10 protein-coding genes, 2 pseudogenes and 1 riboswitch are annotated in these 12,864 nt (G+C 74.0%); of the genes and pseudogenes, 6 read left to right on the top strand and 6 right to left on the bottom strand.

The features are described 5' to 3' along the window. Nucleotides 1-3 precede the first annotated feature (3 nt). Together galT and galK are read left to right on the top strand one after the other, a co-directional pair. Nucleotides 4-1,206, top strand: a pseudogene (gene galT, locus E1O70_RS20415) (galactose-1-phosphate uridylyltransferase); the annotation flags it as partial. A 90-nt stretch (nucleotides 1,207-1,296) separates the two neighbouring features. After that, nucleotides 1,297-2,493, top strand: a pseudogene (gene galK / locus E1O70_RS20115) (galactokinase); the annotation flags it as partial. A 10-nt stretch (nucleotides 2,494-2,503) separates the two neighbouring features. Here galK and E1O70_RS09730 read toward each other — a convergent pair. Both E1O70_RS09730 and E1O70_RS09735 read right to left on the bottom strand, forming a co-directional pair. Then, entirely contained in the window at nucleotides 2,504-3,307 is an 804-nt protein-coding gene (locus E1O70_RS09730; RefSeq protein WP_082774244.1) for an exodeoxyribonuclease III, read from the bottom strand. Between the two features lie 45 nt (nucleotides 3,308-3,352). Beyond that, nucleotides 3,353-4,681: an MFS transporter gene (locus E1O70_RS09735; protein ID WP_061266894.1), complete on the bottom strand. Its 1,329-nt coding sequence runs from the start codon at nucleotides 4,679-4,681 to the stop codon at nucleotides 3,353-3,355. 65 nt (nucleotides 4,682-4,746) lie between these two features. Here E1O70_RS09735 and E1O70_RS09740 point away from each other — a divergent pair, with 65 nt between their 5' ends. The 3 genes from E1O70_RS09740 to E1O70_RS09750 are packed head-to-tail and all read left to right on the top strand — an operon-like array spanning nucleotide 4,747 to nucleotide 7,504. After that, entirely contained in the window at nucleotides 4,747-5,820 is a 1,074-nt protein-coding gene (locus E1O70_RS09740; RefSeq protein ID WP_061266893.1) for an ABC transporter permease, read from the top strand. Continuing rightward, on the top strand, nucleotides 5,817-6,644 hold the full coding sequence (locus E1O70_RS09745) for an ABC transporter ATP-binding protein (protein ID WP_061266892.1): 828 nt from the start codon (nucleotides 5,817-5,819) through the stop codon (nucleotides 6,642-6,644). The genes E1O70_RS09740 and E1O70_RS09745 overlap by 4 nt, the downstream gene beginning before the upstream one ends. Then, a complete protein-coding gene (locus E1O70_RS09750) occupies nucleotides 6,641-7,504 on the top strand; it encodes an ABC transporter ATP-binding protein (RefSeq protein ID WP_061266891.1) in 864 nt (287 codons plus the stop codon). The genes E1O70_RS09745 and E1O70_RS09750 overlap by 4 nt, the downstream gene beginning before the upstream one ends. Nucleotides 7,505-7,603: 99 nt before the next feature. Here E1O70_RS09750 and E1O70_RS09755 read toward each other — a convergent pair whose 3' ends face one another. The 3 genes from E1O70_RS09755 to E1O70_RS09765 all read right to left on the bottom strand — a co-directional run bounded on the left by E1O70_RS09755 (nucleotide 7,604) and on the right by E1O70_RS09765 (nucleotide 10,513). After that, nucleotides 7,604-8,485, bottom strand: coding sequence for a bifunctional methylenetetrahydrofolate dehydrogenase/methenyltetrahydrofolate cyclohydrolase (locus E1O70_RS09755; protein WP_061266890.1), 882 nt, complete (start codon nucleotides 8,483-8,485; stop codon nucleotides 7,604-7,606). Next, nucleotides 8,482-9,771 (bottom strand): serine hydroxymethyltransferase, encoded by a 1,290-nt coding sequence (gene glyA / locus E1O70_RS09760; protein WP_061266889.1) that lies wholly within the window; start codon nucleotides 9,769-9,771, stop codon nucleotides 8,482-8,484. Before glyA ends, E1O70_RS09755 begins: the two co-directional genes overlap by 4 nt. A gap of 81 nt (nucleotides 9,772-9,852) precedes the next feature. Next, nucleotides 9,853-9,963: riboswitch (ZMP/ZTP riboswitch) on the bottom strand. 31 nt (nucleotides 9,964-9,994) lie between these two features. Beyond that, entirely contained in the window at nucleotides 9,995-10,513 is a 519-nt protein-coding gene (locus E1O70_RS09765) for a GNAT family N-acetyltransferase (protein ID WP_043652776.1), read from the bottom strand. 108 nt (nucleotides 10,514-10,621) lie between these two features. On the opposite strand from E1O70_RS09765, the gene purU reads away from it, so the two are divergent. Continuing rightward, complete coding sequence (gene purU / locus E1O70_RS09770) at nucleotides 10,622-11,542, top strand: formyltetrahydrofolate deformylase (RefSeq protein WP_061266888.1); 921 nt, start codon at nucleotides 10,622-10,624, stop codon at nucleotides 11,540-11,542. Nucleotides 11,543-11,693: 151 nt separating this feature from the next. On the opposite strand, the gene E1O70_RS09775 is transcribed toward purU, so the two are convergent. Continuing rightward, nucleotides 11,694-12,806, bottom strand: a complete 1,113-nt coding sequence (locus E1O70_RS09775) for a substrate-binding domain-containing protein (RefSeq protein WP_043652781.1) — start codon at nucleotides 12,804-12,806, stop codon at nucleotides 11,694-11,696. Between the last annotated feature and the right edge of the window lie 58 nt (nucleotides 12,807-12,864).

The following is a 12,864-nucleotide window of genomic DNA, read 5'->3' on the forward strand; positions in this document are numbered from 1 at the left end:
CGCATGAACCCGCACCTGCGCCGCACCTCGACCCGGCTCGCCGACGGCCGCGAGCTCGTCTACTTCGACGACTCCCCCGCGTACGTCTCGGGAGAGCGCACGCGACGGCTCGACGACCCACGACCGCTGCCGGACCGCTTCGCCCCGGTGCCGGGCCCGGACGGGACCCCGCACCCGTACGTGGGCCCGGAGATGCGTCGGGACCCGCTCACCGGCGACTGGGTCCCGCTCGCGGCGCATCGCATGAACCGGACCTTCCTGCCCGCCGCGGACTCGTGCCCGCTGTGCCCCGCGCGGCCCGGCAGCGCGTACTCGGACGGCGAGGTGCCCGACACGGACTACGACGTCGTGGTCTTCGAGAACCGCTTCCCGTCGCTCCAGCGCGTGCCGGGCGTCCCGGACGCGGTGGTCGAGGACGCGCCGCTCCAGCAGCACGCCCCGGCGGCGGGCCGGTGCGAGGTCGTGTGCTTCTCGAGCGACCACCGCACGTCCTTCGGCGCGCTCCCGCAGCAGCGGGTCCGCACGATCATCGACGCGTGGGCCGACCGCACCGCCGCTCTCGGCGCCGAGCCCGGGGTCGAGCAGGTCTTCTGCTTCGAGAACCGCGGTCAGGAGATCGGCGTCACCCTGCACCACCCGCACGGCCAGATCTACGGCTACCCGTACGTGACGCCGCGCACGCGCACGCTGCTCGACCAGGCGCGCGAGCACCACCGTCGCACCGGCCGCAGCCTGCTGCGCGACGTGCTCGAGTCCGAGCTCGCGGACGGCCGCCGCGTGGTCCTCGAGACCGAGCACTGGGTCGCGTACGTGCCCTACGCGGCGCGCTGGCCCGTCGAGGTCCACCTCGCGCCACGGCGCGACGTCCCCGACCTGCCCGCGCTCACGGACGCCGAGCGCGACGACCTGGCCACCGCCTACCTCGAGCTGCTGCGCCGCCTGGACCGGTTCTTCGAGACGGCCGACGGCGAGCCCATCCCCCTGCCGTACATCGCCGCGTGGCACCAGGCCCCGGCCCGCGAGGGCCGCTCGGTCGCCGACGGCGGCACCGACGACGTCACCCTCGCTCGGCTGCACCTGCAGGTGTTCTCCGTGCTCCGCGCGCCCGGCAAGCTCAAGTACCTCGCGGGCTCGGAGTCCGGCATGGGTGCGTGGATCAGCGACACGACGCCCGAGCGCATCGCCGCACGCCTCCAGGAGCTCGCCCCGACGAGCGCCGCCCGGGGCTGGGTGCCCGCGCTGTCGGACGACGACGGCGCCGCGCGCGCCCGTGCCGTGCTCGCCGAGGCGTTCGGCGCGGACGAGCCCGGCGAGGAGGTCTGCGTGTGGGCCGCGCCCGGGCGCGTCAACCTCATCGGGGAGCACACCGACTACAACGCGGGCCTGTGCCTGCCGGTCGCGCTGCCCCACCGCACCTACGTCGCGCTGCGGCCGCGCACCGACTCGCTCGTCCGCCTCGCGTCCGCGCAGGCGCCCGGCGAGACGTGGACGGCCCGCCTCGAGGACGTCGGCCCGGGCGAGGTCGCCGGCTGGGGCTCGTACGTCGCGGGCGTGGCCTGGGCGCTGCGCGAACACCTCGTCGCCCAGGGCGCGGACCCCGCCGCCGTCCCCGGGTTCGACGCGGCCGTCGACTCGAGCGTCCCGTTCGGCGCCGGGCTCTCGTCGTCCGCGGCCCTCGAGTGCGCGGTCGCCGTCGCGCTCGACGACGTCGCCGGGCTCGGCCTCGCGGCGACCGACGCGGGCCGCGCCGTCCTCGCCACGGCGAGCGTCCGCGCCGAGAACGAGATCGCGGGCGCGCCCACGGGCGGCATGGACCAGTCGGCGGCGCTGCGCGCGCAGGCCGGTCACGCGCTCCTCCTCGACTGCCGTCCCGGGCTCGACCCGGTCGAGTCCGCCACGCAGGTGCCGTTCGACCTCGACGCCGCGGGCCTCGCCCTGCTCGTCATGGACACCCGGGCGGAGCACCGGCTCGTCGACGGCCAGTACGCGCAGCGCCGCGCCACGTGCGAGGACGCCGCCCGCACGCTCGGGATCGGCTCGCTGCGCGAGCTCGCCGACGCGGTCGACGCGAGCGACGACCCGGCGGCCGCGCTCGCCCGGGCGCTCGACGCGCTGCCCGACGACGTCGCGCGCCGCCGCGTGCGCCACGTCGTCACCGAGATCGGCCGAGTCCGCGCGTTCGTGGCGCTCCTGCGCGAGGGCCGGCCGGACGCCGTCGGGTCGCTGATGAACGCGTCGCACGCGTCGCTGCGCGACGACTACGAGGTGTCGAGCGTCGAGCTCGACGTCGCGGTCGACGCCGCGCGCGTCGCGGGCGCCCTCGGTGCGCGGATGACCGGCGGCGGGTTCGGCGGCTCAGCGATCGCGCTCGTGCGCGCCGACCAGGTCGAGGCCGTCGCCGACGCCGTGCGCGCCGCGTTCGAGCGCGAAGGGCTCGGTGCCCCGGGCTTCCTGCTCGCGACGCCGTCCGCGCCCGCCGAGCGGGTCGCCTGACCGGGTCGGCTCAGACGTCGTAGGTGACGACGAGGGGCGCGTGGTCGCTCCAGCGCTCCTCGTGCGACGGCGCGCGGTCGACCTCGACCTTGACCGCGCGCTCCGCGAGGGAGGGCGTCGCGAGCTGGTAGTCGATGCGCCAGCCCGAGTCGTTGTCGAACGCGCGCCCGCGCCACGACCACCACGTGAACGGGCCCGGGCCCTCGCCGCCGTGGACGCGGCCCAGGTCCACGAGCCCGACCTGGTCCAGCCACACGTCGACGTAGGCGCGCTCCTCGGGGAGGAACCCCGCGCTCTTGAGGTTGCCCTTCCAGTTCTTGATGTCGACGTTGCGGTGCGCGATGTTGAGGTCGCCCGCCAGGACGACCTTCTCGCCCGTGGCCGCGAGCTGCCGCAGGCGTGCCGTGACCTTCTCCAGGTAGGCGTACTTCGCGACCATCGTCTCCGGCTGGCTCACGGTGCCCGAGTGGATGTACGCCGAGACCACGGTGAGACGGCCGCCGTCGGGCAGCTCCAGGTCGGCCTCGACCCAGCGGCCGGTGTCGACCGGCGGCTCGGGCTCGCCGGCCCCGAGGCCGACGCGGACCGCGGACACCGGTAGGCGGGACGCGACCGCGACCCCGGCGCGGCCCTTGATGTCGCACGCCTGGTGGGCGACGTGCCAGCCCTCCAGCAGGTCGTTGACGACCGAGTCGGGCGCGCGCACCTCCTGGAGCAGCAGGACGTCGGGCGTCCGGGACGCGATCCAGGCGTCCATCCCCCGGCGGTAGGCGGCGCGGATTCCGTTGACGTTGGCGGTGGCGAGGGTCAGCACGCGGGCCATCCCATCACACGCCACCGACAACGACGGGCCCCGGCGTCACGCGGGCGGCGTGGCCTCGCTCACGGGCGCCGCGACGACGCGGGCGGGCCGGAACGCGCTCGCGAGGACCGCCGAGACGGCGGCGAGCACGGCCAGCACCACGAAGCCGACCCGGAGGTGGTGGGCGGTTGCGAAGACGCCGGTGAGGACGCCGCCGAGCACGGCGCCCGCGTAGGTGAAGACGTTGAGCCGCGCGACCGCCCGGTCGGTGACCGTCGCCACGACCCCGGCGGCGGGCTCCGCCGCCGCTCCCGCCCGGCCCGACGCGACCGCCTCCCGGGCCCGGTCCCCGACCGCCGAGAACGCGAGCGGCGCGACGACGCCGAGCCCGAGGCCCGTCACCGCGAGACCGAGCACGGCGACGGGCCAGGCCGGGGCGGCCGCCACCGCGACGAACCCCAGGGCGCCGAGCGTGCCGCCCAGCCGCACGACCCGGACCCGGCCGAGACGCTCGACGAGACCGTCCCCGACGAGCCGCGACACGATGAGCGCCGCCTGGTACGCCGCGTACCCCAGCGGGGCGGCGGCCGCGCTCGCCGCGAGGACGTCGCGCAGGAACGTCGCGCTCCAGCTCGACACCGCGGAGTCGGCGACGGGGAACGCGAGCATCCCCGCGCCGAGCAGCGCGATCGTGCCCGCCGCGACCCACGTCACCGGTCCGGACGTCGCCACGGCGCCCGGGCCGGCCGAGGCGTCCCGCACGACGGCGTCTCGGACCACGGCATCGCTGACGACGGCATCCCGGACCACGGCGTCCGGGGCGACGGCACCCGGGACGGCACGGCCGCCGTCGGGCAGGTGCAGCGCGAGCCAGACCGCGCCGACGGCGACGAGCAGCGCCGCGAGCGGGAGCGCGAGCGGCTGGCCGAGACCGGCCAGCGCGCCGCCCGACACCGCGAGCGCGCCGAGCACTCCCCCGGCCGCGTTCGCGGCGTAGAACGACGCGAGCAGGCTGCGGCCGTGGGCGCGCTCGACGTCGATCCCGAGCATGTTCATCGCGGCGTCGACGGCGCCGAGCGCGAGCCCGTAGAGGCCGATCGACCCGAAGAAGAGGGGCCACGACGTCGCGAGACCGATCCCCGCCACCGCCGCCGCGGCGAGCAGCAGGCCGCCGACGACCACGGCACGCGCGCCGCGGACGGCCGCCACGACGCCCGACAGCGCGCTGCCCAGGCCGGCGAGGACGCACACGCCCAGCACGACGAGCGTGACGACGTCGTCGCCCATGCCGAGCCGGTCCTTGTATCCGGGGATGCTCGTGAGCACCACCGCGAACCCGAAGCCCTGCACGGCGTACGCCGCCGTCGTCGCGATGCGCTCCGTCACCCGCGCAGAGTAGCGTCTCGACGGCGCGCTGGAGCGTGCACCGCTCGCGCCGTACCGTCGGCGGTATGAGGGCGATGATCGTCAAGGAGCTCCGGGAGCTCGTCCGTGACCGGCGCACCCTGGGTCTGCTGATCGCGCTGCCCCTGCTCCTGCTCGTGATCTTCGGGTACGCCGCGAACTTCTACGTCTCGACGGTCGAGACCGCGGTGGTCGGCCCGCAGGCCGAGCAGGTGGCCGGCACCCTCCCGGGCTTCTTCGACGTCACGACGACCGCGCCGGCCGACGACGAGGCCGACGCGCGCGACATGCTCCGGGACAACGCCGTGGACGTCGCGATCGTCACCGGCGCCGGCACGCCGAAGGCGCTGGTGGACGGCTCCAACCTGTTCGCCGCGCAGTCCGCGCTCGCGGAGCTCGCGCGCGTGGGCGCCGGCTCCGGGACGCCCGTCACGACCGAGGTCCTCTACAACCCCGACCTGGAGACGTCGTGGGTCATGGTGCCCGCGATCATCGGCTTGATCCTCACCTTCATCGGCACGATCATCACGAGCATCGGCCTGGTGCGCGAGCGCGAGGCGGGCACCTTGGAACAGCTCGCCGTGATGCCCATCGCGCCGAGCACCGTGATCCTCGGCAAGATCGCGCCGTACTTCCTCCTCGCCGCCGCGGACATGATCGTCGTGACCGTGCTCGGGGTGCTGCTGTTCGACGTGCCGTTCAACGGCAACGTCCTCACGTTCGCCCTCGGGGCCGCGATCTTCCTCTTCGTCGTCCTGGGCATCGGGGTGTTCATCTCCACGATCTCGCAGACCGCCGGGCAGGCGATCCAGAGCGCGTTCTTCGTCCTCATGCCGCAGATCCTGCTGTCGGGCATGATCTTCCCCCTGGACGCGATGGCCGCCGGCGTGCGGTGGATCGGCTATCTCCTGCCCCTCACCTACTTCACGATCATCTCCCAGGGGGTCATGCTGCGCGGCGCCACGTTCGGGTCCCTGTGGTGGGCGTTCGCCGTGCTCGCCGTCATGGCTGTCGTCATCTTCTCGGCAGCGACCCTGCGGTTCCGTCGGGACCTCGCCCCCGAGCGGCGCGTCCGGGACGCTCCCGGCAGGGCAGCCGAGCCCGGGCGGGGCGCGGCATGACCTACGGCGTCACGTCCGTCAGCGTGTCCTTCGGCGAGCGGCGCGCGCTCCAGGACGTCACGGTGGAGGTGCCCGCCGGCCAGGTCGTCGCGGTCGTCGGCGGCGACGGCGCCGGCAAGACGACGCTGCTGCGGACCCTCGTGCGGCAGGTCGTCCCCGACTCCGGGCAGGTCAGCTCCCCGGAGAAGGCGCAGCTGGGGTTCCTCCCTGCCTCGTCCGGGAGCTGGGCGGCCCTCACCGTGGCGCAGAACATCGACTTCGTGGGCGGGGTCTACGGGCTCACCGGGGCGGCGCTGGAGTCCCGGCGCGCCACCCTGCTGGCCGGCGCCGGCCTGACCGGGGCGTCCGACCGGCTCGCCTCCCGGCTCTCAGGAGGGATGCGCCGCAAGCTCGGGTTCTGCCTGGCCGTCGTGCACGAGCCGAGGCTCGTCGTCCTCGACGAGCCGAGCACGGGCGTCGACCCCGTCAGCCGCGTCGACCTGTGGCGGCTCGTCTCGCAGGCCGCGGCCTCAGGGGCGGCCGTCGTCCTGTCCACGACGTACCTCGACGAGGCGGAGCGGGCGGGGCACCTCGTCGTCCTCGACGAGGGCCGGGTGCTCGTCCGGGGCTCGTACGACGACGTCCGTGCCGGCTTCCGTGGCACCGTCACCCGGGGCCGCGTCGCGCGGCGCCCGGCCTGGTCGTGGCGTCGCGGCAGGGAGCGGCACGAGTACTGGCCCGGCGCGGCCGCCCCGCCGGACCTGCCGGTCGTGGAGACCGACCTGGAGGACATCGTCATCGCGCTCTCCCTCGCGCGGCGCTCACCCCAGGAGGTCCTCGGATGACCGACCCCGTCCTCGTGGCCCGGCGCGTGACGCGCCGATTCGGGTCGTTCCCCGCCGTCGACGACGTCTCGATGCGGGTCGGGGCGGGCGAGGTCGTGGGACTGCTCGGGGCGAACGGTGCCGGCAAGACGACCCTCATGCGGATGCTGCTCGGGCTCCTGCCGGTGACGGCGGGGAGCGTGCAGATGCTCGGCGGTCCGCCGAACCGCGGCCGCCGTCGTCGCATCGGCTACCTGCCGCAGAACCTCGGCCTGTACACGGACATGACGCTGCGGGAGAACCTCGACTTCGTCGGCGCCACGTACGGCACCGGTGCCGCGCGGATCCCGGACGATCTCGCGGGCGACGCCGACGTCCTCGTCGGCGCTCTGCCCCTCGGCACGCAACGCCGGGCGGCGTTCGTGGCGGCCCTGTCCCACCGCCCGGAGGCCGTCCTGCTCGACGAGCCGACGTCCGGCGTCGACGCGCTCGCCCGCGCCCGCCTGTGGGACACTATCCGGGAGCAGTCCGACCACGGCGTGGGTGTGCTCGTCACCACGCACTACATGCAGGAGGCGCAGCAGTGCGACCGGCTCCTGCTGATGTCGCAGGGACGGCTCGTCGCGCAGGGCAGCGAGCGCGACATCATCGGTGACACGCGCGCGCTCGCCGTGCGGACCGACGACTGGGCGACCGCGTTCTCCGCGCTCGACCGCGCGGGGCTTCCGGTGACCCTCGACGGCCGGTCGGTGCGTGTCGCGGACTCGAGCGTCGAGAGCGTCCGCACCGCTCTCGCGGGCACGGGGACCGAAGCGCGCGTCGAGCCCGTGCCCGCGACGATCGAGGAGCGCATGCTCGTCCTGGCCCGTGGGGGGACCTGAGGCCGGACGGTCGCCGCCACGTCCGGCCGACGGTCCTCGCCGCACCGCGTCCGGAGCCCGGCCCGGCGCACGGGGCGCCGGGCCGGACCGCTCGGGACGTCAGGCGGAGGCGCGCTCCGCCGCGTCGACGACGTTCGCGAGGAGCATCGCGCGCGTCATCGGGCCGACCCCGCCGGGGTTCGGCGAGATCCAGCCGGCGACCTCGGCGACGTCGGGCGCGGCGTCCCCCACGACGCGGCTCTTGCCCGTCTCGGGGTCGACCTCGCGCGAGACGCCGACGTCGATGACGACGGCGCCGGGCTTCACCATGTCGCGCGTGACGATCCCGCGGACGCCCGCGGCCGCGACGACGACGTCGGCGCGGCGCACGAGCGCGGGGAGGTCGGTCGTGCCGGTGTGCGTCAGCGTCACGGTCGCGTTGACCGCGCGCCGCGTGAGCAGCAGGCCGATCGAGCGGCCGACGGTGACGCCGCGCCCCACGACCACGACCTCCTTGCCCGCGAGGGAGATGCCGTGTCGCTCGACGAGCTCGATGATCCCGCGCGGCGTGCACGGGAGCGGCGACGTGACCTCCTCGTTGACGCGCAGCACGAGCCGGCCGAGGTTGGTCGGGTGCAGCCCGTCCGCGTCCTTGGCCGGGTCGATGAGCTCGAGCACGCGGTTCGTGTCGATGCCCCGCGGGAGCGGGAGCTGCACGATGTACCCCGTGCAGGCCGGGTCCTCGTTGAGGCGTCGGACGGCGGCCTCGATCTCCTCCTGCGGCGCGTCGCCCGGCAGGTCCTCCCGGATCGACGCGAGCCCGACCTCCGCGCAGTCGCGGTGCTTGCCCGCGACGTACCACTGCGACCCCGGGTCGTCGCCGACGAGGAGCGTCCCCAGGCCGGGCACGACGCCCTTCTCCGCGAGGACCGCGAGGCGGTCCTTGAGCTCCGCCTTGATCGCGGCGGCGGTGGCCTTGCCGTCGAGGATCCGCGCGGTCACTGCTGGAGGCCCGGGTACAGCGGGAAGTCGGCCGTGAGCTTCTGCACGCGGGCGCGCAGCGCGTCGGTGTCGGTCGCGGCACCCTCGCGCAGCGCGGTCGCGATGATCTCGGCGACCTCGGTGAACTCGGCGTCGCCGAAGCCGCGGGTCGCGAGCGCCGGCGTGCCGATGCGCAGGCCGGACGTGACGCGCGGCGGGCGCGGGTCGAACGGCACGGCGTTGCGGTTCACGGTGATGCCGACCTCGTGCAGGAGGTCCTCGGCCTGCTGGCCGTCGAGCGCGGAGTGGCGCAGGTCGACGAGGACGAGGTGCACGTCGGTGCCGCCCGTGAGGACGGAGACGCCGGCCTCGGCGACGTCGGCCTGGGTCAGGCGGTCCGCGATGATGCTCGCGCCGCGCAGGGTGCGCTCCTGGCGGTCGCGGAAGCCGTCCGTGGCCGCGACCTTGAACGACACGGCCTTGGCCGCGACGACGTGCATGAGCGGGCCGCCCTGCTGGCCCGGGAACACGGCCGAGTCGATCTTCTTGGCGTACTCCTCCTTGCTGAGGATGAAGCCGGAGCGGGGGCCGCCGATCGTCTTGTGGACCGTGGAGGACACGACGTCCGCGTACGGCACCGGGGACGGGTGCAGGTCCGCGGCCACGAGGCCCGCGAAGTGCGCCATGTCCACCCACAGCTTCGCGCCGGCCTCGTCCGCGATCTCGCGGAACGCCGCGAAGTCGAGGTGGCGCGGGTACGCGGACCAGCCGGCGATGATGACGTCGGGGCGGGTCTCGAGGGCCTGCTTGCGGACCTCGTCCATCTCGACGCGGTACGACTGCGGGTCCACGCCGTAGGCGGAGACGTCGTAGAGCTTGCCGGAGAAGTTGATCTTCATGCCGTGCGTGAGGTGGCCGCCGTGCGCCAGCTCGAGGCCGAGGATCCGGTCGCCCTTGTTGATGAGCGCGTGCAGGACGGCGGCGTTCGCCTGGGCGCCCGAGTGCGGCTGGACGTTGACGTGCTCCGCGCCGAACAGCGACTTGGCACGGGCGATCGCGAGGTTCTCCGCGATGTCGACCTGCTCGCAGCCGCCGTAGTAGCGGCGGCCCGGGTAGCCCTCGGCGTACTTGTTGGTGAGCACGGAGCCCTGCGCCTGCAGGACGGCGCGCGGGACGAAGTTCTCGGACGCGATCATCTCGAGGGTGTCGCGCTGGCGCGCGAGCTCCCCGTCGAGGACGGCCGCGATCTCGGGGTCGAGCTCGGCGAGCGGGGTGTCGAGGACGTTGTCGGCTGGCTGGGCGCTCATGGCGTCTCCTCCGCGGGTGTCTGGCAGTTCGTCGTCGGTAGTCACGTTCCCGGCTCGCCGGGTACGCCCCACCAGGGGGTGACCCGGGGCCCAGGCGAACGACCCGTCGTCTGCACAGCGTGCCGCTCCCCGGTGGTGATCCACCCTGCCCGGGCGGAGTTCCACCGGGCGGCGCCAGTCGCGACGCGTCGATCCTAGCGCACGGCCCGCGGGCGGTGCCGGGCTACTCCTGCCCGACGGCGCCCGACTCGTTGCGCGCCTCGGCCTCGCCGAGGATGCGGCGCAGGTAGGTGTACGTGAGGTCGCCCGCCGCCTTGTCGTACTGCTCCTCGTAGCCGTGCTTGGTGTACATGGCGAGGTTCTGCTTCGAGTCCTTGCCCGTGAACACCCAGATCTCCGTCGTCTGCTCCGGCAGGTACGGCAGCACCTCGAAGAGCATCTGGGTCCCGATGCCGCGGCCCTGCATGTCCGGCGCGACGGCGAGCCGGCCGAGCGTCGCCTTGCTGTCCTCGATCTCCACCCGCACGGACCCGACGAGCCGCGGGCCGAGCCACGCACCGATCGTCACGACGTCCTCGCGCGCGAGGTCCTCGCGCAGCTCGTGGAGCGTCTGGGTCAGCGGCGGGATGTTCGGGTCCTGGTAGAGCTGCGCCTCGGTGACGAACGCCGCCCGGCGCAGGGTCAGGAGCTCACCGGCCTCGGCGTCGGTGACGAGGCGGGTCGTGATCTGCGCGTCGTTCATGGGGACATCGTGTCAGACATCGCGCACCAGGACCGGGCACGTCCACCGGTCGTGTCCGCGAGCAGGACGCGGCCCCTGCCGGGCGCGGGCGCGGCTACCCTCTGAGGGGTGTCCACGACAGATCCCCGCGGCGCCGACGTCACCGACGTCCCGGCGACCCGCACCGCGCAGCCCCCCACCGGCGAACCCACGCACTGGGTCCTCACGCTCTCGTGCCCGGACGGGCCGGGGATCGTGCACGCCGTGGCCGGGGCCCTCGCGCGGCTCGGGGGCAACATCACCGAGTCGCAGCAGTTCGGCGACCCGCTCTCCGGGCTGTTCTTCATGCGCGTCCAGGTCGAGGCCGCCGCGGAGCGCGCCGAGCTCGAGCGGGCCGTCGAGGAGGTCGCGGCGCGGTTCGCCATGACGTGGCGGCTCGACGTCGTCGGGCGGCGCGTGCGCACCCTGCTCATGGTCTCGAAGGCACCGCACTGCCTCGTCGACCTCCTGTACCGCGAGCGCTCGCAGGGCATGCCGATCGAGGTCGTCGGCGTCGTCGGCAACCACCGCGACCTCGAGGACATCGCGTCGTTCTACGGCAAGCCCTTCCACCACTTGCCCGTCACGCGGGACACGAAGGCCGTCGCCGAGGCGCGCCTGCGCGAGCTCGTCGACGAGCTCGACGTCGAGCTCGTCGTGCTCGCCCGGTACATGCAGATCCTCTCGGACGAGCTGTGCCGCGAGATGCCCGGGCGCATCATCAACATCCACCACTCGTTCCTGCCGAGCTTCAAGGGCGCGCGCCCGTACGCCCAGGCGCACGACCGCGGCGTCAAGCTCATCGGCGCGACCTCCCACTACGTGACGGGCGACCTCGACGAGGGCCCGATCATCGAGCAGGACGTCGAGCGCGTCGACCACTCGCGCCGCGTCGAGGACCTCGTCGCGATCGGCGAGGACGTCGAGCGCCAGACGCTCGCGCGCGCCGTCCGCTGGCACGCGGAGCACCGCGTGCTCCTCGACGGGCACCGCACCGTCGTCTTCCGCTGAGCAGCCGCCGCGCGCGCCCGGCACCCCCGTCGCGCGCCCGCCGCTCTCTCGCGCACGACGGCGGCCCCCGCCACGTCTCGGACGTGACGGGGGCCGTCGTGCGGCGGCGTGCCGGTTCGCCGCCGCCTCCCGGTCGCTCAGCGCGAACGGGTCACTTGGTGAGCTCCTCCAGGGTGGGATCGCCCGCGTAGACCTCGGCGGCGTTCTCCTGCGTGACGATGACGGGCTCGAGCAGGAAGGCCGGGACGACCTTCACGCCGTTGTCGTACGACTCGGTGTCGTTGATCTCCGGCTCGTCGCCCGCCTGGAGCGCCGTGACCGCGTTGATCGACTCCTCGACGAGCTTGCGCGTGTCCTTGTAGATCGTCGAGTACTGCTCGCCCGCGACGATCGACTTCACGGACTCGACCTCGGAGTCCTGGCCGGTGATGACCGGGGTCTCCTTGCCGGCCTGCTTCGCCGAGGTGAGGGCGGCGCGCGCCAGGGTGTCGTTCGGCGACAGGACGCCGTCGATCTCCTTGTCGGAGTAGCTGCCCGAGAGCACCGTGTCCATGCGCTTCTGGGCGTTCTCGGCCTTCCAGCCCTGCGTCGCGACCTGCTCGAACGACGTCTGGCCCGACGGGATGACGAGCGTGCCGTCGTCGATCTTCGGCTGGAGGACGCTCATGGCGCCCTCGAAGAACGGCGTCGAGTTCGCGTCGTCGGGCGAGCCGGCGATGAGCTCGACGTTGTACGGCGCCTCGCCCTTGCGCTCCTCGAGGCCCTGGAGCAGGGCCTGGCCCTGGAGCTCGCCGACCTTGAAGTTGTCGAACGCGATGTACTCGTCCACGGCGTCCGTGTTCTTCACGAGACGGTCGTAGGCGATGACGGTCGCGCCGTTGTCCTTGGCGTTCTTGAGCTGGGTGCCGAGCTGCGACCCGTCGATCGCGCCGACGATGATCACCTTCGCGCCCTGCTCGACCATCGCGTCGATCTGGCTCTGCTGCTCGGAGACGCCGCCGTTGGCGAACTGGACGATCGGCTTGAAGCCGGCCTCCTCGAGACCGTCGTTGAACAGGCTCTCGGCGAGGACCCAGTTCTCCGACGTCTTCTGCGGCAGCGCGACACCGATCGTCGCGCCCTCCTCGAAGCCGGCCGCCGCGGACTCGCCGCCGCCGGACGTCTCGCCGCCACCGCTGTCGCCCCCGCGCTCGGAGGAGCAGCCGCTGAGCACGAGCGCGCTCGCGGCGGTGAGCGCCAGGAGCGTCGTGGTGAGCTTCTTCATGGGTACCACTTTCTGTCGGGCATCCGTCGTCGGATGCGGTCCGGGGGTCGTGCGGGAA

This window comes from Cellulosimicrobium funkei (assembly GCF_004519295.1).
Taxonomy (GTDB): domain Bacteria; phylum Actinomycetota; class Actinomycetes; order Actinomycetales; family Cellulomonadaceae; genus Cellulosimicrobium; species Cellulosimicrobium funkei.

Excerpts from the sequence above, each read along its gene's own strand:
- E1O70_RS09740 (WP_061266893.1), top strand. The coding sequence starts at position 4,747 with ATGAGGGCGATGATCGTCAAGGAGCTCCGGGAGCTCGTCCGTGACCGG.
- E1O70_RS09745 (WP_061266892.1), top strand. The coding sequence starts at position 5,817 with ATGACCTACGGCGTCACGTCCGTCAGCGTGTCCTTCGGCGAGCGGCGC.
- E1O70_RS09750 (WP_061266891.1), top strand. The coding sequence starts at position 6,641 with ATGACCGACCCCGTCCTCGTGGCCCGGCGCGTGACGCGCCGATTCGGG.
- glyA (WP_061266889.1), bottom strand. The coding sequence starts at position 9,771 with ATGAGCGCCCAGCCAGCCGACAACGTCCTCGACACCCCGCTCGCCGAG.
- E1O70_RS09765 (WP_043652776.1), bottom strand. The coding sequence starts at position 10,513 with ATGAACGACGCGCAGATCACGACCCGCCTCGTCACCGACGCCGAGGCC.
- E1O70_RS09775 (WP_043652781.1), bottom strand. The coding sequence starts at position 12,806 with ATGAAGAAGCTCACCACGACGCTCCTGGCGCTCACCGCCGCGAGCGCG.